We start from the raw sequence: 22,091 nt of genomic DNA, 5'->3' as shown, positions 1-22,091 counted from the left end.
AGCTCTTTTGTAGAAGCTTATTTATTGCATTTTACAATGCGAAAAATTACGCTTGACCAGTTGTTCCACCAAATGGGAACGCAACAGTTGGATCACCACCGATTACTTCTGCATCAGCAGTTTGGTTTCCAGCAGCAATAGCGTCAAAGCGAATAACATTATCCTGTAATGCACCTAACAAACGTTTAGCATGTTCTGGTGTCAAAACGATTCTAGATTTCACTTTAGCTTTCGGCACACCTGGCATTACACGTACGAAGTCAATCACAAACTCTGTGTTTGAATGTGTAATGATCGCTAGATTTGAGTAGATTCCTTCTGCTACTTCTTCTGTCAACTCGATACTCAATTCGTTTTGATTTTGATTATTTTCCATAAAATTTATTATAAGTATTTAATATATGTTATTCTTATTATTTGCTAAAAGTTCTAAAGTCCTGTCCTGCTTCAATATTCAATAATGTTTCATAGATCAGGCGGATGACATTGTCGACATCTTCTTTGTGCACCATCTCTACAGTAGTATGCATGTAGCGTAAAGGTAATGAAATCAATGCAGATGGCACACCTCCATTACTGTATGCAAACGCATCGGTATCGGTACCTGTAGAACGTGATGATGCTTGACGTTGGAAAGGAATTGCATTTTTTTCTGCTACCTGAACCAATAATTTGTTTAAATTAATCTGAACTGCCGGAGCATAAGATAATACAGGTCCTCCTCCAGATGATAAATCACCCTGCGTAATCTTGTTAATCATCGGAGTCTGAGTATCATGCGTCACATCTGTAACGATCGCAACATTAGGTTTGATACGCTGTGCAATCATTTCAGCTCCACGTAGACCGATTTCCTCTTGAACAGAGTTTACGATATATAAACCAAATGGTAATTTCTTTTTATTTTCTTTGAGTAAACGTGCTACTTCAGCTATCATAAAACCACCAGCACGGTTGTCCATAGCACGACCTACATAATAGCGGTCATTAAGGATGCTGAACTCATCTTCATAAGTAATAACACAACCTACATGAATACCCAAAGCCTCTACTTCGTCTTTGGAAATACAACCACAATCTAAAAAGATATTTTTTAATGTAGGTGCTTCTTCTTTCTCTCCTGAACGTGTATGTATTGCTGGCCAACCGAATACCGCCTTTACAATACCTTTATCAGTATGGATATTTACTTTTTTAGATGGTGCGATCTGGTGGTCGGAACCACCATTGCGAATCACATAAATTAAACCGTCCTTCGTGATATAGTTAACGAACCAGGAGATCTCATCAGCATGTGCTTCTATAACAACTTTATAGTCAGCTTCTGGATTGATAACTCCTACAGCAGTACCATAGTTATCCGTGAATGTTTCGTCCACATATGGCTTTAAATAATCTAACCATAAACGCTGTCCATCCCATTCAAATCCAGTTGGTGACGGATTATTAATATATTTTTCAAAAAAAGAAATCGAGTCCTTTGTTACTATTGAAATATGTTTATTTTCATTCTTCTTCTTGTCTGCCATGCTCCTAATTTTATTTCCGATGTCAAATTATGAAAAATTATAGTAACCACAAAAGTAAAAATTGAATTTATTTCATCTGTGCCCATATTGGGCACTTTTCTTGCTTTTTTAGCTTTATTCCGATGCAATCATGAGCTGAAAATGATTTTAAACATTATATTTACGCTTGTAAAAAAATTAATAGACAATATGGAGAATTTATTCAGCGTCATACATTGGAATTTAGATCCTGAAATATTTAAAATTGGCACTTTTGGTCTTCGTTACTATGCTTTATGCTGGTTAGCGGCGTTTGCGGTATCGTATATGATCATGCTTAAAATATTCAGAAATGAAAATAAGAGTCAAGAATTATTGGATCAATTGAGTATTTATATCTTTCTAGGAACTTTAATTGGCGCTAGATTAGGACATTGTCTATTTTATGAATTTGATTATTATAAAGATCATTTATGGGAAATGGTATTACCATTTAAATTTGTAAATGGTCAATTTCAAATGACTGGATTTGCAGGTTTAGCTAGTCATGGTGGCGCGATAGGTATATTGGTCGCATTATACTTATTCTGCAGAAAAACGAAAACAAACTTTCTTTGGCTGGCAGACCGCCTTGTAGTGGTTGTACCAATTGCAGGAGCCTTCATCCGTTTGGGTAACTTTTTCAATTCGGAGATTATTGGTACGCCTACCGATAAACCATGGGCGATTGTTTTTGATCATGTAGATCAAGTGCCTCGTCACCCAGGACAACTTTATGAAGCTATTGCCTATATCATCATCTTCTTTATTATTGTTTACTTATTCAAAAATAAAAAGTTGCAAAAACCTGGTGCATTAATGGGACTCTTTTTTGTCTTACTTTTTTCTGCTCGACTTTACCTCGAAAGTTTCAAAATTGACCAGGAAGCATTTGAACAAGGAATGGCTTTAAATATGGGACAGCTCCTAAGTATTCCTTTTATATTAGGTGGACTTTATTTTATGTTTAGAAAGCCTAAAGAAGTAAAACGTTAATTAGAGGATCTTTAAGATTGATATAAAAAAGCTTAGCATAGGATGTGCTGAGCTTTTTTTATGTGGAAGTTATACCTTTTGTGATTGCTTCTTTTCTAAAATTTAACTTGTCTACAATATACTATAGCCATCGTTTGATCGTACTAGTGCGTTAAACTGTTCTACTACTATATTCGTTGACAAATGCTTGTTAAATTTTAGAGACATCATCCAGGTAAAACACAATCTATCCCCTCTATTTTTGGCTAAAATATGTCAATGCTGATTTAAATATTTTAATAAAACCAAAAGAAGACTTTAATTTAATAATAACAGTTGCTGTAATTTACAGTGAAAAGCAAACAAAAAAATCGGCTAAAATGAAATCATCCTGTTTTAATAATATTGTTATAGTACTAAAAAAAATCCCCATCTGAGTAAACAGATAAGGATTTTTATTGTTAAATATAGTTCAAGCTATTTAGAATTTGATCCTATATTAGTTAAAGATATAACGAATACCAACTTGAGCAGACCATCTAGAAGAAAGATCTTGAACATAATAAGGTACATTACCATTAACGTTCGCTAATCTATACGTAGGTTTCTTAGTGGTCCCCTCATATCCAGCGAATGTAATTGGTACAAAGCTATTATCCCAGAAGCTGGTAGATCCAGTATACTGTTGTCCCCAATCATTATTTAATAAGTTCCCAACATTCATGATATCAACTGATAGCTGTAATTTATTTTTTGTACTACCAATATTGGTAAATAAGTCTTGAACGATCTTTAAATCAAATTTATGAGAGAAAGGTGTTCTAGCTGCATTTCTCTCGGCATATTGACCTCTCCTGGATTTTAAATAATCATTTGATTCAATAAAGCCATTGAACGCATCCCATTGTTGCTGTGGAGTTTGCTCTCCATTTTGAACAAACGTGATCTCAGATTGATTTTTAGGGATATACATTAAGTTAAACTGATTACTTGTAGAAGATGCGTAACCTGTTAAGTTACCCCCTGCTAAATAAGAAAATCTAGCTCCTGACTGTCCTGTATAAACCAAAGATACTGATGTTCCTAGATGTTTTAGATATTCTTTCGAGAACGATAAAAAGCCTATCACGCGACTTCCTGTACTGAATGGATTGTGTGCAAGAGTCACATTATTTGAACCATTTACTGAAGCAACCCGGTACCAATTTGATTGATTCTGAGAGGAAGTTCCGGAAATTAAATCCTTCGCTGCTGTATAGGTATATGCTACTGATGCATCTAAGCCGAACAAGAAACTTTTCGATAATGACGCAGTAGTAGACCAAGAATAGCCCTTATTAACATTATTCACATAGATAACTTCACTGTAGTTATCTAATACACGACGGTTATTATTATTGGCATCATACACGAGACGGTTATCCGCTCCTTCTAATGTTCCAATTGGTCTCTCTAAATTTAAATCCCTAAAATTAAATGCACTTAAATTCTTTGAGTATATAAATTCTAATGTTCCCTTAATTCCATATGGTAACACTTGATCTATTCCTCCTGAGAAGCGGGCAATCTGCGGTAATTTTAAATTACGGTCAAGTACCGTGATATTTCCGGATGGAGTAACAGTTCCTTGATATTTAGGCAATTTATTGACATCACTAATAAACGGAACATTAGCATCGGTACCGTTACCAAGATTATTACCACCTAGTAATGCTCCACTTTGCGTAAAGGCACCTGCTGCCCATACAAATGGAACGCGAGAGGTAAATATCCCCATTCCTCCACGTACTATGGTAGAGCGATCTCTATTCACATCCCAGTTAAAACCTATTCTAGGAGAAAACATCAAGGCAGGACGTGGCATGCGGTTGGTTTGAACATCGTACTGCTTAGCTAGGATAGAATTGTTAAAATCGGTATTTTCCAATGGTTTATCCAAATAAATTGGAATATCTACACGTACACCTGCAGTAATTTTTAAATTATCCTGCATTTGAAATTCATCTTGAACATAGAATCCCAATTGAACTGCATTGAATTTGGCACCCTGGCGAGGATCATCAGTATTACTATAGCTGAATTGCATGCTATTGGCCATGCCACGTTCAAAATTCTCAATTGCTGTATACGGTTTTCCTGTTGCAGGATTTACATCTCCTACTTTAGAATCACTGAAAACAAATGCTCCATTCGAATTTCCTGTATAAGCATTATACATCTTGTAGAATTCATTATGTGTACCAAATGTAAAAGTGTGAAGTCCTTTATACCAAGTCAAATTATTAGATAATGTGTAGACATCCTGATCCAATTGGTTGATATTACTAAATGGATCTGTACCCAAATAGTAATTACCTGTTACTGTTGTAGGTTTTCCATTTACATCAATTTGTCTAGGGACATTTATGCGAACATTCGGAAATAAGGGATTCTTATAACTTCTCGCATCTCTCACTCGTGAATAACCTGCAATAAAACTATTTGCTAAAGAATTACTGATGCGGCTACTTAACTCTAAAGTAAGGGCATTAGATTTAAAATCTTTTAATATAGCACCATTACCAAATGTCAATGATGTAGCTGTTCGAGTATTGCCAACATCTGTACCGTCTACGTAGTTGTATCTTAATGAAAGTTTGTTTTTTTCATCAATATTCCAGTCCAAACGTGTCATTATTTTATTGGACTTATTCTCATCTACTAGGTCTGTAAAAGAACCTGCATCATAACCATATTTATTCCGAGCAATATCATAAATACGTTGCGCATCGGCTTCTAGTAAATTCGATCCGGTTGAACCAACTTGAAAATTTTCTGGAGTTTTGCTTTTTGTATGCTCATAGTTCACAAAGAAGAATAATTTGTCTTTAACTATTGGTCCTCCAAGACGTACTCCATAAGTTTTCTCAGAAAAATCAGCTAATCTTGTCCCCTTTTCATTATCTTTTAGCAAAGCATTTGGAGTTTTCCCTGTTAAGCTTTGATTTCTAAAATAATGGTAAACTGAACCTTGAAATTGATTGGTTCCAGACTTAGTAACCGCTGAAATCCCTCCCCCTGCAAATCCGCTTGAGCGAACATCAAATGGTGCCACCTGAACAGACATCTGCTCAATGGCATCTAAAGAGATCGGATTGGTACCACTTCCTCCTCCATTTAATCCATTTGAGTTAAGTCCAAAAACATCATTCGTAACTGCTCCATCGATAGTGAACTGATTGAACCTATTATTCATACCACCGATGGATACCGATTGTCCTTTTACATCAGCTTGTGGTGTCAATCTTGTAAAATCTTCAATTGAGCGTGAAACAGTAGGTAAATTTTCTAACTGTTTTCTAGAAATAGACGTTTCGGCACCAGTTTTTAAGTTTTTTGATCCTTTAGTCCTTGTAACAGCAACTTCATCAAGCATAGTTTCGCCTGAACCAAATTTACCGTTAATAATGTACGGTTGTCCCAATTGAATATAAACATCATTATAAACGATCGGTTGTTGTCCTACATAGGTAATTTCTACCTTGTAAGGACCTCCTACACGCATTGCAGGAAGATTAAAACGACCGGCTGAATTTGAAGATCCAGTGTACGCTGTTCCTGATGGTACATGGACTGCTTTAATGGTGGCTCCAGAAGTAATTTGACCACCAGATTGTGTTACTAAACCAGTCATGCTACTTGTTGTTACTTGAGCGTGAATAGTGCCATAACTTGCTAATACAAGTGCAAAAAAGAGTAAAGGTCTTTTCATAAAGAAAATTTTTGTTATAAATATGCCTCAAAAGTATAAAGAGAATTTAACATTGAAAGCACTTAACAAAAACTTAACCTACTCATAACAAGAGTCTTCAATTGGATGCTTTTTTATTTAAATAAGTAATAATTGATAAATTGAGAATTTTAACAAAAATTAACATTCGTTTTTATAATTATTATAATTGATACATTCAATAATTGCAAAAAAGACAATGCAATCGATTGTCATAATGGATCATTTTGGAGCAAAATAATTTTGAAAGTTTACCTGTTTTGTAATATTAATCTCTAAATAAAACAAAAAAACAAGTTATGTGTTTAGGATCCCTTCCTCGTATGCTTGAACAGCCATTCGTAAATTTCATCTTGATGAAAAAGGCGTTCCACACTCCCATGTGTACCACCTGGAATTATAGTCAACGTTACATCAGCTTCAGGATCTGCTTTCTTAATTGCATTGACTATTTTTTTTGATTCTGACATGGGTACAGCACGGTCACGATTTCCATGTTGTACCCAGAGTGGTACCTGACTTAGGTTGTCGGCATACTTAACACTTCCACCTCCACATATAGCTACTGCCGCTGCGATACGATCTGGATATTTACCTGCAACATCCATAGTACCATATCCGCCCATACTCATTCCGCAAATATATATCCGATCGGGGTCGGCATTATAATGTTCTATAGCATAATCCACAATCTCAATTACTTTATCAGGATCCCATCCGCCTCGTGACTGTGGAGCGATTACGATACCAGGAACCTCCTGACCTTTATTCATCGCATAAAGTACTCCATATCGTTTAACACGATCAAGATTTGTACCCGACAGACTCCTTCCGTGAAGAAATATCAAAACGGGTTGTTTATCACCTGAGAGGTTATCGATCTGTTCTTCTTCTGGTAAATTCAATAAAAAAGGATAGGTCGTCTCCCCTTTAATCGCCTTTAGTTGGGCATATACTTCATTATTCCAGATGCTACCGATTAGCATGAAAATAATACCTAAAAGCCAAAAATTACGTTTATGAGAATTGTTTATCGTATGCATAAGAAACAAAAATACATTTTATTCTGAATCAGCAAAATAGATATTAATATTAATTAACTTCTTTTTTATAGAAAATTCGAGGTAATTTTAAGTTTTCACAAGTAAAACATGTCGCTAAAAATTTTACATACAGCCGATTGGCATTTGGGTAAACGATTGGATTATTTCTCCAGATTTGATGAACAAAAAGAAGTACTGGATGAAATTGTTCAGATAGCAGATCAAGAACAAGTTGATCTTGTTATTGTCGCTGGAGATCTGTTCGATGCGTTCAATCCACCTGTCGAAGCTATTGAACTCCTTTATAAAACCCTTAAACGCTTAACGAAAAATGGTTCCAGACCTGTCATTGCCATTGCCGGGAATCACGATTCACCGGATCGTGTAGATGCTCCTGATAGCCTTGCGAGAGATTGCGGAATTATTTTCGCGGGTAAACCCAACATGAAATTTAATCCTTATCAGGTTGAGGGCGGATTTGAAATTACTAAAGGAGATATCGGTTTTCTTGAAATCAAGCTTCCAGGTCATGATTTCCCAATTCGTCTCCTTATAACTGCCTTTGCTAACGAACATCGACTTAAAGAATATCTTGGTGAAGATGAACAGATCGGGCTCAATGAAGTTTTAAGTAAAAAATGGAGTTCGCTGGCCGATTTATACTGCGATGATCAAGGCGCTAATATTTTGGTTTCACATCTATACATGAATAAAAAGGGAGGTCCTGTATTAGAGGAGCCAGACGGCGAAAAACCTTTGCGTATTGGTTTTGCAGATACTGTTTATACGGAATGTATTCCTCCTCAAATTCAATATACAGCTTTAGGTCACCTGCATCGCTACCAAGAAGTGGGGGGACATCTTGCACCAGTTATCTATTCGAGTAGTCCACTTTGCTATTCTTTTTCCGAAGCAGGGCAAGATAAAAAAGTGGTGATTGTAACGCTGGAGCCACACAAAGAGGCGGTCTATAAAGCGATCAACATCCAATCTGGAAAAAAATTAATACGAAAAAAATTTCATTCTGTTACAGATGCTATTGATTGGCTTACAGTGAATCAAGATTGTTTAGTTGAACTAACACTTGTTTCAGAAACATCTTTAACACAAGGTGAAAAGAAACGTATTGAAGATAGCCACCCGGGTATTATCTATATCATTCCTGAAGTAAACAGTAGTGCTACCTATCAAAACGAACCCATATCCAGAAGAAGTAAAAGTATTAACGAAAATTTCTCTGATTACTTCCGATATCGAAATAATGACCAATCTCCATCGGAGGAATTGATAGCGCTATTTAACGAAGTTCTGGGTACTCAAACTGAAAAGGAGAATTAACGATTATGTTGCCATTATATCTATCCATAGAAGGGTTATATTCCTATCAATCAAAACAAGAAATAGATTTTACTGCTTTGACAGCGGCCGGTCTTTTCGGGATTTTTGGAAAAGTTGGTTCTGGAAAATCAACGATTCTGGAAGCCATTACTTTTGCCTTATTTGCAAACACAAACCGCTTAAACAGCAACAATAGAGCCTACAATATGATGAACTTAAATTCCAATCAGTTGCGGATTGAGTTTCATTTTATTGGAAAAGAAAACAAAAAGTATTCGTTTGAAGCATCTTGGCGAAGAAATAGCAAGCAGTTTGAAAAAGTTACGACACCTGTACGAAAAGCTTATGTTTTTGAAGGTGATGAAAAAATACCACTTGAAAGTACCGATGCTGAAACTATATTAGGCATATCTTACAAAAACTTCAACCGTACAGTTATTGTACCTCAGGGGCAATTTAAAGAGTTTCTTGAGCTTAAAGGAGCTGAACGCTCGGGCATGATGAAGGAACTTTTTAATTTAGATCATTATGATCTATTTTATAAAGTCGCTTCTCTAAGTAAGGAAACAGAACTGAAACTCCAAAATATTTCTGGCGCAGTACAAACTTTAGAGGATTACACAGAGGAAAGTATAGCTGAATTGCTTTTACAATTGGAGAATGAACAATTGAAGCTCCAAGAAGTCACAAATACACATCAACAATTAGATCAACAACATCAAAAATTATTGGAAGTTCAACAGTTCCATAAAGAAATAGCTATACAGAAACAAGCTTTTGCTCAATTAAGTGCCGAACAAGGTACAATTGAAAATTTAAAGAAACAGATTCTGTTATTTCAAAAAGTTGATCGTATTTTTAAGCATGCGCTCGATAATCTCGCAGATCTACAGACAGAAGAGTTCCAGCTAACACAAGATTTTGCTCAAACGAAACATCAATTAAATGCAGTCCATACAGCACTGTTAACAGCAAATAGTGCCTATAAAATAGTGGAGCAGGATTTTAATCAACTCGATAATAAAAGAATTGCTGTTGAGGATATGAGAAATATTGTTCATATTTTAAAACTGCAAATTGATATCAAAAAAGAAGCTGAACGATTAGCTAATGGACAGATTGTGCTGCAAGGTGTTGACCAGCAGATTTTAAATAAACAAACGTTAGTTCAGGAAAAACAGCAAGAAATTACCAATCTTAAAGCAAGCCGTGTTGCAAGTAGTTTATTAATGACTATAAATGATTGGTATTCAAAACAAGAGCAATATATTAAAACGCAACATGATTTAGAAGCAGATTTAAAAATTAAGCGAAAGGATTATCAGGATATCATACTTCAATTCGAAAAGGAAAGCCTCACTCCTACATCCTGGCGAGAGAAACTTACTGAAGATGAGAAGAGTGCATCTATTTTACTGGAAAGAATTCAGTCGGATGAAAATAAAATTCAGGTAAAACAGCAGTTAGCTAACTTTTCTCATGCTTTGACAGCTGGAGAAGCCTGTCCTTTATGTGGTTCCGAGCACCATCCACATATTATGCAAACAGAGGATGTTTCTGAGCAATTGGTTAAACTTAAATCTGAGAAAACTCATCTGCAAGAAACAATACTGCAAATTCAACAGCGTCAACAACGATTCATCCAACTAGATGCAAACCTGATAACATTGCAAAGGGATATAGATAAAAGTGTCGAAAAGTTGAATACGCTAATGATAGAATTTAATCATCACCTGACTCAATTCACGTGGACTAATTTTCAGCACAATGATCGTACAAGTTTCGATCAATGGAAATTGCAGGCTGAATCCATTGAACAGGCCTGTACACTAGCAGAATCGACTTTAGCAGCAATTCAAAAGGAATTAGATGATCTAAAGATTAAAAAGGAAAAATACAGTAATGGTTTGAATAGTATTGCTCTTACTAAATCAACACTTGAAGGACGATCAAGTATTCATGAACAACTGATTAAACGATTAAAATTATCGGAATTCGAACAGTTTGAAATATCTGAAATTGAAATATTGATTACACAATCACTTCAATCAATAGACCATATAGATCAGGAATACAGCAGGTTGCTAAATGAAATTAATCAATTCAATATTTCTATAGCATCACTTTCTACAACAAGCAATACGTTAGAGACGCAATTAAAGAATAAGCAATCTAAGATAACATTGCAGCAGAAGCTGCTTGAAGAACTGTTGCAGCAGAATGATTTCGTGTCTCTTGACGCTGTAAAAGAAATATTAAAACAGCAATATGATCTTGAAAAAGAAGAATTACGTATCAAACGATTTGAAGAGCATTTTGCTATTGTTAAGGCCAATCTGGTACAGTTAGAGCAGAAAATAAATCAGGAAGCTGTTGATATTTCCCAGATTACAAAAATCAGCCAAGATCTGCAATTGGCAAAAGAAGCCAAAGAAATGCTGATAGGTCAATTGCAATCTCTCAAAGATCAAATTCTAATTTCAAAAAAGCGATACGCTGAGAAAGTAGAATTGCAAATTGCTTTCGATAAATTGGCACTTCGGAATAAGAATTTAAGTATTTTATCAAATCTCTTTAAGGGGAATGGTTTTGTTGATTACATTTCAACTCAATACTTAGAGGACCTATGTCATATCGCCAATCATCGTTTTGAAAGACTAACTCGAGGTCATCTGAAACTAATCATCAATAGTGAAAATGATTTTGAAGTGATGGATCATTTAAATGGTGGTAAATCACGATCTGTAAGGACTTTATCAGGTGGGCAATTTTTTCAGGCATCTTTATGTTTGGCTCTAGCACTAGCGGAGAGCACGCGTAGTCTCAATCAGAATGAAAAGAATTTCTTTTTCATTGATGAAGGATTTGGAACTCAAGATACTGAATCTGTCAATTTAATTTTTGAAACTTTAAATGCTCTTCATAAAGAAAATCGTATTGTAGGAATTATCTCTCATGTTGATGAATTACAGGAGCGCATCCCTGTTTCAGTTAAAATTGTGAAAGATGAAGATTTAGGAAGCCTGATTCTACATGACTTTTGAGCGCTAGAACCACACATTACTTATAAAGCGCTGTGATACTCTATAAATAGAAAGAGAGGTCTTGACCTCTCTTTCTATTTTACAGCATTAAATGCTCTCTTTATGGGCAATTTCGAGGTTTATTATCACATCTCTTATATCACCTTCCACAAAGGATAAATTTCCAATGACAAAAACACCTTTATTTGAACCGTTTTTCTCCGTGATTCCATAAACTGTGTTTTCGTCATCCGGATTCGAATCTCCTTCATATCGATAAATATAATCAATCTTATAATTAGATGGATTTGCAATCAAAGAATCCAGTTCAATGTTATAATCTATTGTATACCCCGCTTCTTTCAACTTCTCTAGGGCAACAGTAGCTGAGTCATATTTATTTCTATCTTCCATAATCTTGTATCTTGATCTTTAATAAAATAACAATTGGAACAGCAAAGTGTTTTTTATCATCTGGTTATTTTTTGGTAAACATACCAACAATATCATCTATGGCACTACCATCTTTATTCTTATCAAAAAAGTCGGAGATCTTGTCTGTCAATCCTCCTGAAGTAGTTGTGGCTGTTGGTTCATTTTTATCAGCACCGAATATATTCCCAATTATACTCCCTAATCCTCCTCCAGAACCCGTATTACCACCTAAAAAGCCTCCCAGCAGATCACCTAAAGGATTACTCGTTCCATTTTGCGCGGCATTTGCTTTTTCCTTACCCAAATAACCCATAACAATAGGTGCCAGGGTAGCCAGTACTCCTGTAACCTGAGCCGAACTAAATCCACTTTTCTCCGCTAATCCAGAAGCAACATATTCAGTCTTACTGCCAAAGATGTGCTGCACGATCTTGTTGCCGTCTTCTGTAGGTCCCTGTTCGATTACCTCATCGACATGATCCAATATTTCACCGTTATGTTTTGTGTCTAATGCATCAGCAAAACCTTTAGCCTGACTGGTGTCGCCCTTACTTTGATTATATTTAATTGCTCCCGCGATCAAAGGAACCGCTATTGCTAATATCCAAGTTGCTTTGGTGCTGTCAATTCCCAACTTTTTGGACAATCCTGCAGCCATTTGATTACCAAGGCCACCTGTGATTAAATCTGTCATTCCCATAATTTCATCTGTTTTAATTGCGTTTAGAAATTCAAAACAATAATTAAGCCAATGAATTGGATTAATCCGAGCTGATTAGCCACAAAAAAAGAGGTTATTAAACCTCTTTTTTTCTAAATTATATAGAAACTATCTTTTATAATACTTTAAAGCTTCTGGAAGCAATTTTTGAATATCACTGATACGTCTTGCATCACTAGGGTGAGTACTTAAAAATTCAGGATTCCCTTTAGATCCGCCACTTGCCATGCGTTCCCAAAATTTCACAGCTTCAGCAGGATTGTAGCCCGCCATTGCCATAATCACTAAACCCATACGATCTGCTTCAGATTCATTCCCACGCGAGTATTTCAATGACGTTAATTGACCGCCAATACCGTATGCGTTATTGATAATCCCGGCATAACTACTCCCTGCAGTTGCAACCCCAATAACACTACCAATTGCTTGTGTAGCATATTGACGAGACATCTGCTCCATAGAGTGACGTGCTATTGCATGGGCAATTTCATGTCCCATTACTGTCGCTAATCCAGTTTCATTCTGCGTAACTGGAAGAATCCCTGTGTATATAGCTACTTTTCCACCGGGCATACACCATGCATTGACTTCATCGCTTTGCACCAAATTAAACTCCCAACTGAAATTAAATTGATTTGCTATACCTTGCTGCGTAAGGTATTGATTAACGGCTATCGCCAGTTTATTACCAACTTTTTTAACTAAAGTTGCCTGACTTGTACCTGTAATTACTTTTGTTTTTGAGGAATTTAAAAATTGTTTGTAAGAAGACGCCGCTTGTTCCTGAATTTCACTATCACTCACCAAACTCAACTGCTTACGTCCAGTAATCGGCACAGTCGAGCAGGATGCTAAAGTAGCTCCAATCAGGAACATACTTGTATATTTAAAAACCTTTTTCATATTTTAAATGTTAAACACTGCATTAGATTGTACCCAACGCAATTCCTATGCCTAAATTTTCTTCTTTTTATTCTTGAAAAGATAAACTTTAGATTCGTGTCCCTTTAAGAGGCGTTCGATATTCTTTTGATGGGTAATCAAGATCAATGCGCAGATCGCGATGCCATATAATAGAACTGAAGGAATAGATGTTTTAAATAAGAAGGCTATGCTAAAAGGAAAGGTAAAACCTGCCATTATTGAACTTAATGATACATAATGCGTTGTCAACAAGATTACAATAAAGACCGTAACGCAAAGTAATGCGGCGGGAGCATGAATTGCGAGGATCATGCCAAAGAGTGTTGCCACTCCCTTGCCTCCTCTAAAGCCAGCAAAGACAGGAAATAGATGTCCTAAAACAGCAATAACACCAAGTGCCAATTGATAGTTAACAAATTGGACATTACTGGTACTTTGCCCCGCTTCTATTAAATAAGCTAGATTTGTAGACGTGAACCCTTTAAAGATATCGACGAACATCACCACAGCACCTGCTTTTGGTCCCAAAACGCGAAAGGTGTTGGTTGCACCGGCATTACCACTTCCATACTCTCTAACGTCAACGCCATAAAATGCCTGTCCAAACCATACCGCAGTTGGGATTGAACCAAATAAATAAGCTAGTACTACTGCACTTACTAAATAAATAGAAATCATTAATTATTGTTAAATCCTAAACTAATTTGGCCTTTAAGCTTAAATCCAAACTTTTTACAGAATGCGTCAATGCTCCAACCGAGATAAAATCTACTCCGGCTGCTGCATATGCTTGAAGTGTGTCTTCTGTAATTCCTCCAGAAGCCTCAGTGACAAATCTTTCTGCAATAATATCGACAGCTTTCTTCACATCTGAGGGACTAAAATTGTCTAACATGATGCGGTCGACCTTGCCAAAGGTAATAACTTCAGCTAGCTCCTCAAAATTTCTAACCTCAATTTCAATCTCAATATGCTTATTTAAGGTGTCTCTGTAGGCATTTGCGCGAGTTAAAGCCTGCGTGATACCTCCACTGTAATCAACATGATTATCTTTAATTAAAATCATGTCATACAAGCCAAAACGATGATTGGTTCCCCCTCCGATCTTTACCGCTTCTTTCTCTAACAAACGTAACAAGGGAGTTGTTTTGCGCGTATCTAATATTTTCGTTTTTGTTCCGGCTAATAATTTTGCATATCGGTTTGTGGTTGTCGCAATCCCGCTCATGCGCTGCATCACGTTTAAAATCAAGCGTTCGGCAATTAGGATACTATGGATTTTTCCTCTCAGGATTAAGGCTATATCACCAATTTTTACACTCGCTCCATCATGAATTAGCACTTCATGAGCAAGTGTAGGATCTATTTGATTGATAATTTCTAATGCAATCTCTACCCCAGCAAGTATACCGTCTTCTTTAACAATTAATTTAGCCTCTCCAGCTTTGTCTGTAGGAATCGTTGAAAGTGTTGTATGATCACCATCTCCGACATCTTCTAGAATTGCTTGTTGAACGAATTTTTTAATATATTCTTTTTTTTCCATCATGAGTCCTCACAAAATATGTAGCGAAGATGGAAATTTAAATTTTATTCAAGAAAATAATTTGGAATTATTATTTAGAAGCCTGTTTTTCAACTCTAAATTCTTCTATAGCTTGTGTAGATTTTGCCGAACTTATCTTCACAAAAACTCGAAATAGATTTTTATTACTGGTAAGTTGATATACGTAATAACTGTAATTGGTTTTATTTGTAATTTTCTGTATTAATTTTACTGCACCTGGTTTGTTTTTAGAGAAAAATGACTCTAATAACATTTCAGCCTGAAATTTAGAATATTGACCATCCTCACTTAAGATTGATAACGTTACATTTGTCGCAAAATACCGTGCTATATTTTTGGCATTCCCTGCTTTCAATTGCAGCATTAAAGCATCGTTAATATCAGAAATAAATAAAGAAGATTCATTCATTGGTAAGTTGTTCTTGTCAATATTATTCGCTGATATGCGCATAGTTATACACATAAAAAGACTTATAAAAAATAGGATCTTTTTCATTAATTATAGAAATTAAACTCTGTGTAGTTCAAGAACTTACCCAATAGTTATTGTGTTAAAGACTAGCTTTGTGATTTGGTAGATGATTCACATAAACAATGCCAAATTTATATAAATTTTACATTAAACAAACTTTAATTCTTCATTACATTCCTCATAATCTTGAATTATCAGTTGTTTTAAATTATATTTGCTTATATAATTATGGAAAAAAAAGTAGCACTATTAATCCTAGACGGATTAGGATACGGAAAAGAAGATCAATCTGACGCAGCATTTGCGGCAAATACACCTTACTTGGATTATTTGAAGGCGAACTACCCCAATTCAAAACTAGTAGCTTCTGGTGAAGCTGTTGGTCTACCTGAAGGTCAAATGGGTAACTCTGAAGTTGGACATATGAATTTGGGCGCAGGACGTGTGGTTTATCAAGAATTAGGCCGCATTCATAAAGCTGTTCGTGATGGTATTTTTAATACGGACATCACTATTCAAGACTCCTTTAAATATGCTTTAGCAAATAATAAGAAGGTTCATTTTATCGGTTTATTGTCCGACGGTGGCGTTCATGCACATACAAGTCATTTACGTGGTCTATGTGATGCTGCAAAACATGCTGGTTTAACTTCAGATCAGGTATTTATACATGCTTTTCTTGACGGACGCGATACAGATCCAAATTCTGGATTAAATTATGTGAAAGAATTGCAAGATTTCCTACCTCAGTCTGTCGGTACTCTTGCGTCAGCAATCGGTCGTTATTATGCAATGGACCGCGACAATCGCTGGGAGCGTGTAAAACTTGCATATGATTTGATGGTACATGGTACTGGGACTGAAACTAAAGATTTACAACACGCTATACAAGAATCATATAATCAAAACATTACAGATGAATTTGTGCAACCGCTTGTTTTGACTAATGCTGCAAATCAACCTGTTGCCACAATTCAAGATGGAGATGTCGTAATCTGTTTTAATTTCCGAACAGACCGAGGACGCGAGATTACTATTGCTTTAACGCAAAAGGCGTTTCCAGAGTACGACCTAAAACCATTGGATCTTTATTATATTACGATGACGTCATATGACGAGACATTTAAAAATGTTAAAGTCATCTTCCATAAAGACAATTTAAATAATACTTTAGGTGAAGTTTTAGCGGCTCATCATAAAACTCAGGTACGTATCGCAGAAACTGAAAAATATCCACATGTCACATTTTTCTTTTCTGGAGGACGTGAACAGGAGTTTGATGGAGAACACCGTTTGCTGGTACCATCTCCTAAAGTTGCGACTTACGATTTACAGCCAGAAATGTCTGCTCAAGGCATTACTGATGCTATTATAAAAGATATTGAAGAAGCGCAACCAGATTTTATCTGTCTGAATTTTGCAAACCCAGATATGGTCGGACATACGGGTGTATTTGACGCGGTAGTAAAAGCGGTTGAAACAGTAGACAATTGTACTAAACAAGTTGTTGAAAAGGGTTTACAATACGGATATTCATTTATCATCATTGCTGATCATGGTAATTCCGAATTTATGGTCAATGCTGATGGATCAGTTAACACTGCTCATACAACAAACCTTGTTCCATGTATTTTGATCGATAAGGATTATAAAAGCATTAAGGATGGTAAATTGGGTGATATAGCACCTACTGTATTGAAATTACTAAAAGTTGAGATCCCTGCCGAAATGGATGGCGAGGTATTGATCCAAGACTAATATGAAAAATAAACGTATAGGTAACGCACTCTCTTTATTAATTATAGGGGGTGCGCTCCTACTATCGTCCTGTCAAAACGACAAAACGGTGCAAAAGCAAGTAAAAGGATCAACTCTTTCTCTGGATTCATTTTTTAATTCTGAAATTGAAAAGTTAACAAAATTGAATCCAACGGTTGAAAAAACGGTCATTAAAGACTCCGATGAGGAAGTGAAATCTTTGAAGATCCCAAACTGGCAAAATGAACTCAGTGGATTTATAGCTGCTGATATTACAAAAAATGCTGATGCCAGTTTGTATAATTTTAGAGAAGAAGATTGTAAAACAATTTATCAAGCCAAAGATCCCGGATTAGCGATTCAGTATCTCGCTGTGGAGCATGATTTAAAAGGTAAGATTAGACAGGTTGTCATTGAAAGAAAAGTAGACAATACCTTATATTCCAGTGAAGAAAAACTGACGTATGATGTTGACTCTATTTATCAAATTGAAAAAAATCAGGATATTCTGATATTGGGAAAAAGTCATTATAAAATTGTAGGAAAGTTTCTGAATCACTAAAATTTAGAAACCTCTCCTACATCTCAAGTAATTACAAAAAAAAACACCATATCGCGATATGGTGTTTTTTTGTTTTTGAAAGATTACTTCAAGTTATCTCTGTAAATTTTAGCTTTTTTGATTTCTGTTTGAATGTCTTTACGAGAAGCATCAAAAGTTAAAACTTTTTCAAAATCTTTTACTGCGTTGTTATAAGCATCAGTTGCAACCGCTTTATTGTAATTCGCAACTCCTGAAGTTCCAACTAAAATACCATAGTCACGGAAAGCTAGCGCTCTATTTTGATAAAGCTTCACATCACTTGCATTTAATGCAATCGCTTTAGAATAATCTTCGATAGCAGATTTTAATAATGCTTCACGAGCAGAACTGCTCAATTTTGTAGATGTTTGAGTCGCTAAATTATTATTTGCTTTTCCTTTAAAATAGTAACCGTTTGCATTTTTACTGTCCAAAGCAACTACTTTTCCGAAAGACTCTGCTGCCTTTTTAAATTCGCCATTCTGAAATTGAGAGTAACCTAACATATATAATACATCTGGATCTTTACTTTCCACTGGCAAAGACTTTTCTAAGTAAATTGCTGCTTTTTTGAAGTCACCATCCAATAGTGCTTTTTGACCTAAACGAACATTTGGATTCGAATGCTCTTCCTGTTTTGCTGTCTGTGCAAAAGATGAAAGTGACATCAAGGCAAATGCACCAGTAAATAAGCCTAATTTAATCGATTTAAGAGTCATATTTATTTAATTACGTTTCAATTTAAAGTATTTAATTCATATTCAACCGCTTAGTTTGTGTTGTTGAAATTCCGTTTTACTTGACTTCAACATACAACGCTAAATGCGTATTCAATATTACAATTATTATGCCTATTTACACAATAATAAATTGAATAATGTGACAAAATTCACATGTCAGACTGTCTTTTTTTCTTAAAGCACTGCATTAATGGATCATTCGTTTTCAAATAATAGGTTGGCATCTTACTTGCAATACCCTACATTCACAAATTTAAAATAACTTTTTATCAGAATTACGACATGTTGTCATAAACTGACATAAAAATATTAATATACCTTAACATAATATGAGCAAATTCGAAACATTTGATTTCAATCAGGCGATTCCCATTATATCTGAAGATACCGAATTCTTTCCATTATTAAGTCAACAAGATGAAGATGACATGCGCAATGCAGAGATTCCGGAGTCACTATCGATTTTGTCTTTACGCAATACAGTTTTATTTCCTGGAGTAGTTATTCCAATTACTGTGGGTCGGGATAAATCCATCAAATTAGTTAAAGACGCTTACCAAGGAGATAAAACCATAGGTGTTGTAGCTCAAAAGGATATGTCTATGGAAGATCCTACTATTGATGAGCTTTATCAAGTCGGAACTGTAGCACACATCATCAAAGTTTTACAGATGCCTGATGGTAATACAACGGTGATTTTACAAGGTAAGCAACGTTTTAAATTGCTTGAAGCTGTTCAGACCGAACCTTATCTAAAAGCTAACGTTGAGAAATATAAGGAAGAGAAACCGAAGTCGACTAAGGAATTTAAAGCCTTAATAGCGACTTTAAAAGAGATGGCTCTTCAAATTATTCAACTATCGCCGAACCTACCAAGCGAGGCAGGTATTGCCATTAAGAATATCGAGAGTCCGACTTTCCTTATTAACTTTATTTCTTCTAATATCAATGTTGATTTAATTCAGAAACAACAGTTATTGGAATTATTAAATGCTGATGAGAAGGCTCGCCTTTTATTAGAGTTATTAACTTCTGAAATTCAAATTTTAGAACTTAAAAACCAGATTCAAAATAAAGTAAGAATAGATTTAGATAAACAACAACGCGATTATTTCTTAAATCAACAGTTAAAGACGATTCAAGAAGAATTGGGCGGAAACACTCCCGATTTAGAGATTATCGAATTGAAAAAAAGAGCATCAAAGAAAAAGTGGAATGAAGTTGTTGCTAAGCATTTCGATAAAGAAATTGAAAAATTAGCACGAATCAATCCTGCTGCCGCAGATTATTCTGTTCAGATCAATTATTTAGAATTATTACTTGACCTTCCTTGGAATGAGTTTACAAAAGATAATTTTGACCTGAATAGAGCACAAAAAGTACTGGATAAAGACCATTATGGGTTGGATAAAGTTAAGCAACGTATTATTGAGTATTTGGCCGTATTGAAATTGAAAAACAATATGAAGGCTCCTATTTTATGTTTAGTAGGCCCTCCCGGAGTCGGTAAAACATCATTAGGGAAATCTATTGCAAAAGCATTAGGCCGTAAGTATACTAGAATGGCCTTAGGTGGTGTGCGTGATGAAGCAGAAATCAGGGGTCACCGAAAGACGTATATTGGTGCAATGCCAGGTCGTATCATTCAATCTTTGAAAAAAGCAGGTGCAGCGAACCCGGTATTTGTATTGGATGAAATTGATAAGATGAGTGCTGACTTTAAAGGAGATCCATCTTCTGCCCTATTAGAAGTTTTAGATCCGGAGCAAAATACGAGTTTCTATGATCATTATGTTGAGATGGAGTACGATTTATCTAAGGTCATGTTTATCGCTACAGCTAACTCCTTAAATAATATACAACCAGCGCTGTTGGATCGTATGGAGATTATTGAAGTTAATGGTTATACGATCGAAGAAAAAATTGAAATTGCCAAGAAACACCTTATTCCGAAACAGCGTGAAGCACACGGATTAACAGCAAAGGATATTTCGTTGAAATCTAAAATTATTGAGAAAATAATTGAAGAATATACGCGAGAATCTGGTGTACGTGGTTTAGAGAAAAAAATAGGTTCTACTGTCCGTGGTATTGCAACTCGCATTGTTATGGAAAAAGAATACAATGTCAATATTAATGATAAGGATCTTGTCGAGATTTTAGGTGCTCCTATTTTTGATAAAGATAGTTATGAAAATAATGAAGTTGCTGGTGTTGTTACAGGGTTAGCCTGGACTTCTGTCGGTGGCGATATATTGTTTATAGAGTCAAGTTTGAGCCCAGGTAAAGGAAAAATGAGCTTAACAGGTAACTTGGGCGACGTGATGAAGGAATCAGCTTCCATTGCAATGGCTTATCTACGTTCGCATGCTGAAGAATTTGACATTGATTACCGCGTTTTCGATCATTGGGATGTACATATTCACGTTCCAGCAGGAGCTACACCAAAAGACGGGCCTTCGGCAGGTGTAACCATGTTGACGGCATTAACTTCCCTATTTACACAGCGTAAGGTTAAAGAAAACTTAGCAATGACAGGTGAGATTACTTTACGTGGAAAAGTTCTTCCTGTTGGCGGTATTAAGGAGAAGATTTTGGCAGCTAAGCGAGCGAATATCAAAGAGATTATTTTATGTAAATCTAATCAAAAAGATATTGAAGAGATCAAAGAGAGTTATATCAAAGATATGAAGTTTCACTATGTGACGGAAATGGCTGATGTCATTGCGCTCGGATTATTGGATAAAAAAGTCAAGCACGCAAAAGATCTGACTAAAGGATTAGAGCCCAAGAAATAGTCAAAATTTTTCTAAAAATTAAAAGCCGCTGTAAATAATTTTTTATAGCGGCTTTTACATGTAGACACATGAGCAACTCTGACTAGACGTCGACATAGCTAAAATAATTAAATAAAAGATTGGAAAGGTCTATAAACACAAAATGCTTCCCGTTAGGAAAAGCAAGTGTCTAATTTGTGATTTTAAAAGCGTTGAGAATTATTTCTCAAGCTTGTCATTTTCTTTTTTCAATGCTACGGGACGATCTTCTTTGATTTCCGTTTCCATAAAACCCCAGTTAGTCATGTAATACATGTATGGGTTTTGTTCAATTTTTGATTTTCTTGTTCTTTCTCTTTTTATCATATATATATTGTTTTGATTACTTCATATCATTCAAATATCGAGCCAAACTCTCC

Annotated in this window: 18 protein-coding genes; 6 read left to right on the top strand and 12 right to left on the bottom strand. The window is 35.5% G+C overall.

Annotation, left to right across the window (positions count from 1 at the left end):
• Positions 1-46: 46 nt before the first annotated feature.
• Positions 47-376: a DUF3467 domain-containing protein gene (locus ACFS6I_RS08950; RefSeq protein WP_021188225.1), complete on the bottom strand. Its 330-nt coding sequence runs from the start codon at positions 374-376 to the stop codon at positions 47-49.
• A gap of 37 nt (positions 377-413) precedes the next feature.
• The gene (locus tag ACFS6I_RS08945; RefSeq protein WP_380919773.1) at positions 414-1,529 is read right to left on the bottom strand and encodes a M42 family metallopeptidase; all 1,116 of its coding nucleotides are present in this window, start codon (positions 1,527-1,529) and stop codon (positions 414-416) included.
• 189 nt (positions 1,530-1,718) lie between these two features.
• Between ACFS6I_RS08945 and lgt the strand changes: the two genes are divergently transcribed.
• Positions 1,719-2,543, top strand: a complete 825-nt coding sequence (lgt, locus tag ACFS6I_RS08940) for a prolipoprotein diacylglyceryl transferase (RefSeq protein WP_168126601.1) — start codon at positions 1,719-1,721, stop codon at positions 2,541-2,543.
• 478 nt (positions 2,544-3,021) lie between these two features.
• Here lgt and ACFS6I_RS08935 read toward each other — a convergent pair whose 3' ends face one another.
• The gene (locus ACFS6I_RS08935; protein ID WP_380919770.1) at positions 3,022-6,273 is read right to left on the bottom strand and encodes a TonB-dependent receptor; all 3,252 of its coding nucleotides are present in this window, start codon (positions 6,271-6,273) and stop codon (positions 3,022-3,024) included.
• A gap of 323 nt (positions 6,274-6,596) precedes the next feature.
• Positions 6,597-7,277: a carboxylesterase family protein gene (locus tag ACFS6I_RS08930; protein ID WP_380919768.1), complete on the bottom strand. Its 681-nt coding sequence runs from the start codon at positions 7,275-7,277 to the stop codon at positions 6,597-6,599.
• Between the two features lie 165 nt (positions 7,278-7,442).
• On the opposite strand from ACFS6I_RS08930, the gene ACFS6I_RS08925 reads away from it, so the two are divergent.
• Together ACFS6I_RS08925 and ACFS6I_RS08920 are read left to right on the top strand one after the other, a co-directional pair.
• Positions 7,443-8,672, top strand: coding sequence for a metallophosphoesterase family protein (locus ACFS6I_RS08925; protein WP_380919766.1), 1,230 nt, complete (start codon positions 7,443-7,445; stop codon positions 8,670-8,672).
• A gap of 5 nt (positions 8,673-8,677) precedes the next feature.
• Positions 8,678-11,716 (top strand): AAA family ATPase, encoded by a 3,039-nt coding sequence (locus tag ACFS6I_RS08920; protein WP_380919764.1) that lies wholly within the window; start codon positions 8,678-8,680, stop codon positions 11,714-11,716.
• Between the two features lie 87 nt (positions 11,717-11,803).
• On the opposite strand, the gene ACFS6I_RS08915 is transcribed toward ACFS6I_RS08920, so the two are convergent.
• The 6 genes from ACFS6I_RS08915 to ACFS6I_RS08890 form a co-directional block, all read right to left on the bottom strand.
• A complete protein-coding gene (locus ACFS6I_RS08915; protein ID WP_021190213.1) occupies positions 11,804-12,109 on the bottom strand; it encodes a hypothetical protein in 306 nt (101 codons plus the stop codon).
• Positions 12,110-12,173: 64 nt separating this feature from the next.
• Positions 12,174-12,824: a DUF937 domain-containing protein gene (locus ACFS6I_RS08910; protein ID WP_380919762.1), complete on the bottom strand. Its 651-nt coding sequence runs from the start codon at positions 12,822-12,824 to the stop codon at positions 12,174-12,176.
• Positions 12,825-12,959: 135 nt separating this feature from the next.
• Positions 12,960-13,754, bottom strand: coding sequence for a M48 family metallopeptidase (locus ACFS6I_RS08905; protein WP_132839761.1), 795 nt, complete (start codon positions 13,752-13,754; stop codon positions 12,960-12,962).
• Between the two features lie 51 nt (positions 13,755-13,805).
• Entirely contained in the window at positions 13,806-14,453 is a 648-nt protein-coding gene (plsY, locus tag ACFS6I_RS08900; protein ID WP_132768282.1) for a glycerol-3-phosphate 1-O-acyltransferase PlsY, read from the bottom strand.
• Between the two features lie 16 nt (positions 14,454-14,469).
• Entirely contained in the window at positions 14,470-15,324 is an 855-nt protein-coding gene (gene nadC, locus ACFS6I_RS08895; RefSeq protein WP_380919759.1) for a carboxylating nicotinate-nucleotide diphosphorylase, read from the bottom strand.
• A 67-nt stretch (positions 15,325-15,391) separates the two neighbouring features.
• Entirely contained in the window at positions 15,392-15,793 is a 402-nt protein-coding gene (locus ACFS6I_RS08890; RefSeq protein ID WP_380919757.1) for a DUF4783 domain-containing protein, read from the bottom strand.
• 246 nt (positions 15,794-16,039) lie between these two features.
• Here ACFS6I_RS08890 and gpmI point away from each other — a divergent pair, with 246 nt between their 5' ends.
• Both gpmI and ACFS6I_RS08880 read left to right on the top strand, forming a co-directional pair.
• Positions 16,040-17,572 (top strand): 2,3-bisphosphoglycerate-independent phosphoglycerate mutase, encoded by a 1,533-nt coding sequence (gene gpmI / locus ACFS6I_RS08885; RefSeq protein ID WP_380920907.1) that lies wholly within the window; start codon positions 16,040-16,042, stop codon positions 17,570-17,572.
• 1 nt (position 17,573) lies between these two features.
• The gene (locus ACFS6I_RS08880; RefSeq protein WP_380919755.1) at positions 17,574-18,134 is read left to right on the top strand and encodes a hypothetical protein; all 561 of its coding nucleotides are present in this window, start codon (positions 17,574-17,576) and stop codon (positions 18,132-18,134) included.
• A gap of 83 nt (positions 18,135-18,217) precedes the next feature.
• Here ACFS6I_RS08880 and ACFS6I_RS08875 read toward each other — a convergent pair whose 3' ends face one another.
• Positions 18,218-18,874, bottom strand: coding sequence for a tetratricopeptide repeat protein (locus ACFS6I_RS08875; RefSeq protein WP_232789279.1), 657 nt, complete (start codon positions 18,872-18,874; stop codon positions 18,218-18,220).
• 350 nt (positions 18,875-19,224) lie between these two features.
• On the opposite strand from ACFS6I_RS08875, the gene lon reads away from it, so the two are divergent.
• Positions 19,225-21,693 carry an endopeptidase La gene (gene lon / locus ACFS6I_RS08870; RefSeq protein ID WP_021190219.1) on the top strand — a complete coding sequence of 823 codons (2,469 nt, stop codon included), beginning with the start codon at positions 19,225-19,227 and terminating at the stop codon, positions 21,691-21,693.
• A 198-nt stretch (positions 21,694-21,891) separates the two neighbouring features.
• Here lon and ACFS6I_RS08865 read toward each other — a convergent pair whose 3' ends face one another.
• The gene (locus ACFS6I_RS08865; RefSeq protein WP_021190220.1) at positions 21,892-22,038 is read right to left on the bottom strand and encodes a hypothetical protein; all 147 of its coding nucleotides are present in this window, start codon (positions 22,036-22,038) and stop codon (positions 21,892-21,894) included.
• Positions 22,039-22,091 lie beyond the last annotated feature (53 nt).

Origin of the sequence: Sphingobacterium anhuiense, from assembly GCF_042686355.1 — a bacterium.
Taxonomy (GTDB): domain Bacteria; phylum Bacteroidota; class Bacteroidia; order Sphingobacteriales; family Sphingobacteriaceae; genus Sphingobacterium; species Sphingobacterium anhuiense.
This window is presented reverse-complemented; position numbering and strand designations above follow the sequence as displayed.

What these genes read in the sequence shown, in the direction of transcription:
- ACFS6I_RS08875 (WP_232789279.1), bottom strand. Translation starts at nt 18,874, where the DNA reads ATGACTCTTAAATCGATTAAATTAGGCTTATTTACTGGTGCATTTGCC.
- ACFS6I_RS08920 (WP_380919764.1), top strand. Translation starts at nt 8,678, where the DNA reads ATGTTGCCATTATATCTATCCATAGAAGGGTTATATTCCTATCAATCA.
- lon (WP_021190219.1), top strand. Translation starts at nt 19,225, where the DNA reads ATGAGCAAATTCGAAACATTTGATTTCAATCAGGCGATTCCCATTATA.
- ACFS6I_RS08945 (WP_380919773.1), bottom strand. Translation starts at nt 1,529, where the DNA reads ATGGCAGACAAGAAGAAGAATGAAAATAAACATATTTCAATAGTAACA.
- ACFS6I_RS08925 (WP_380919766.1), top strand. Translation starts at nt 7,443, where the DNA reads ATGTCGCTAAAAATTTTACATACAGCCGATTGGCATTTGGGTAAACGA.
- plsY (WP_132768282.1), bottom strand. Translation starts at nt 14,453, where the DNA reads ATGATTTCTATTTATTTAGTAAGTGCAGTAGTACTAGCTTATTTATTT.
- ACFS6I_RS08910 (WP_380919762.1), bottom strand. Translation starts at nt 12,824, where the DNA reads ATGACAGATTTAATCACAGGTGGCCTTGGTAATCAAATGGCTGCAGGA.
- nadC (WP_380919759.1), bottom strand. Translation starts at nt 15,324, where the DNA reads ATGATGGAAAAAAAAGAATATATTAAAAAATTCGTTCAACAAGCAATT.
- ACFS6I_RS08890 (WP_380919757.1), bottom strand. Translation starts at nt 15,793, where the DNA reads ATGCGCATATCAGCGAATAATATTGACAAGAACAACTTACCAATGAAT.
- ACFS6I_RS08935 (WP_380919770.1), bottom strand. Translation starts at nt 6,273, where the DNA reads ATGAAAAGACCTTTACTCTTTTTTGCACTTGTATTAGCAAGTTATGGC.
- ACFS6I_RS08865 (WP_021190220.1), bottom strand. Translation starts at nt 22,038, where the DNA reads ATGATAAAAAGAGAAAGAACAAGAAAATCAAAAATTGAACAAAACCCA.
- ACFS6I_RS08905 (WP_132839761.1), bottom strand. Translation starts at nt 13,754, where the DNA reads ATGAAAAAGGTTTTTAAATATACAAGTATGTTCCTGATTGGAGCTACT.
- lgt (WP_168126601.1), top strand. Translation starts at nt 1,719, where the DNA reads ATGGAGAATTTATTCAGCGTCATACATTGGAATTTAGATCCTGAAATA.
- ACFS6I_RS08915 (WP_021190213.1), bottom strand. Translation starts at nt 12,109, where the DNA reads ATGGAAGATAGAAATAAATATGACTCAGCTACTGTTGCCCTAGAGAAG.
- ACFS6I_RS08880 (WP_380919755.1), top strand. Translation starts at nt 17,574, where the DNA reads ATGAAAAATAAACGTATAGGTAACGCACTCTCTTTATTAATTATAGGG.
- ACFS6I_RS08930 (WP_380919768.1), bottom strand. Translation starts at nt 7,277, where the DNA reads ATGCTAATCGGTAGCATCTGGAATAATGAAGTATATGCCCAACTAAAG.
- ACFS6I_RS08950 (WP_021188225.1), bottom strand. Translation starts at nt 376, where the DNA reads ATGGAAAATAATCAAAATCAAAACGAATTGAGTATCGAGTTGACAGAA.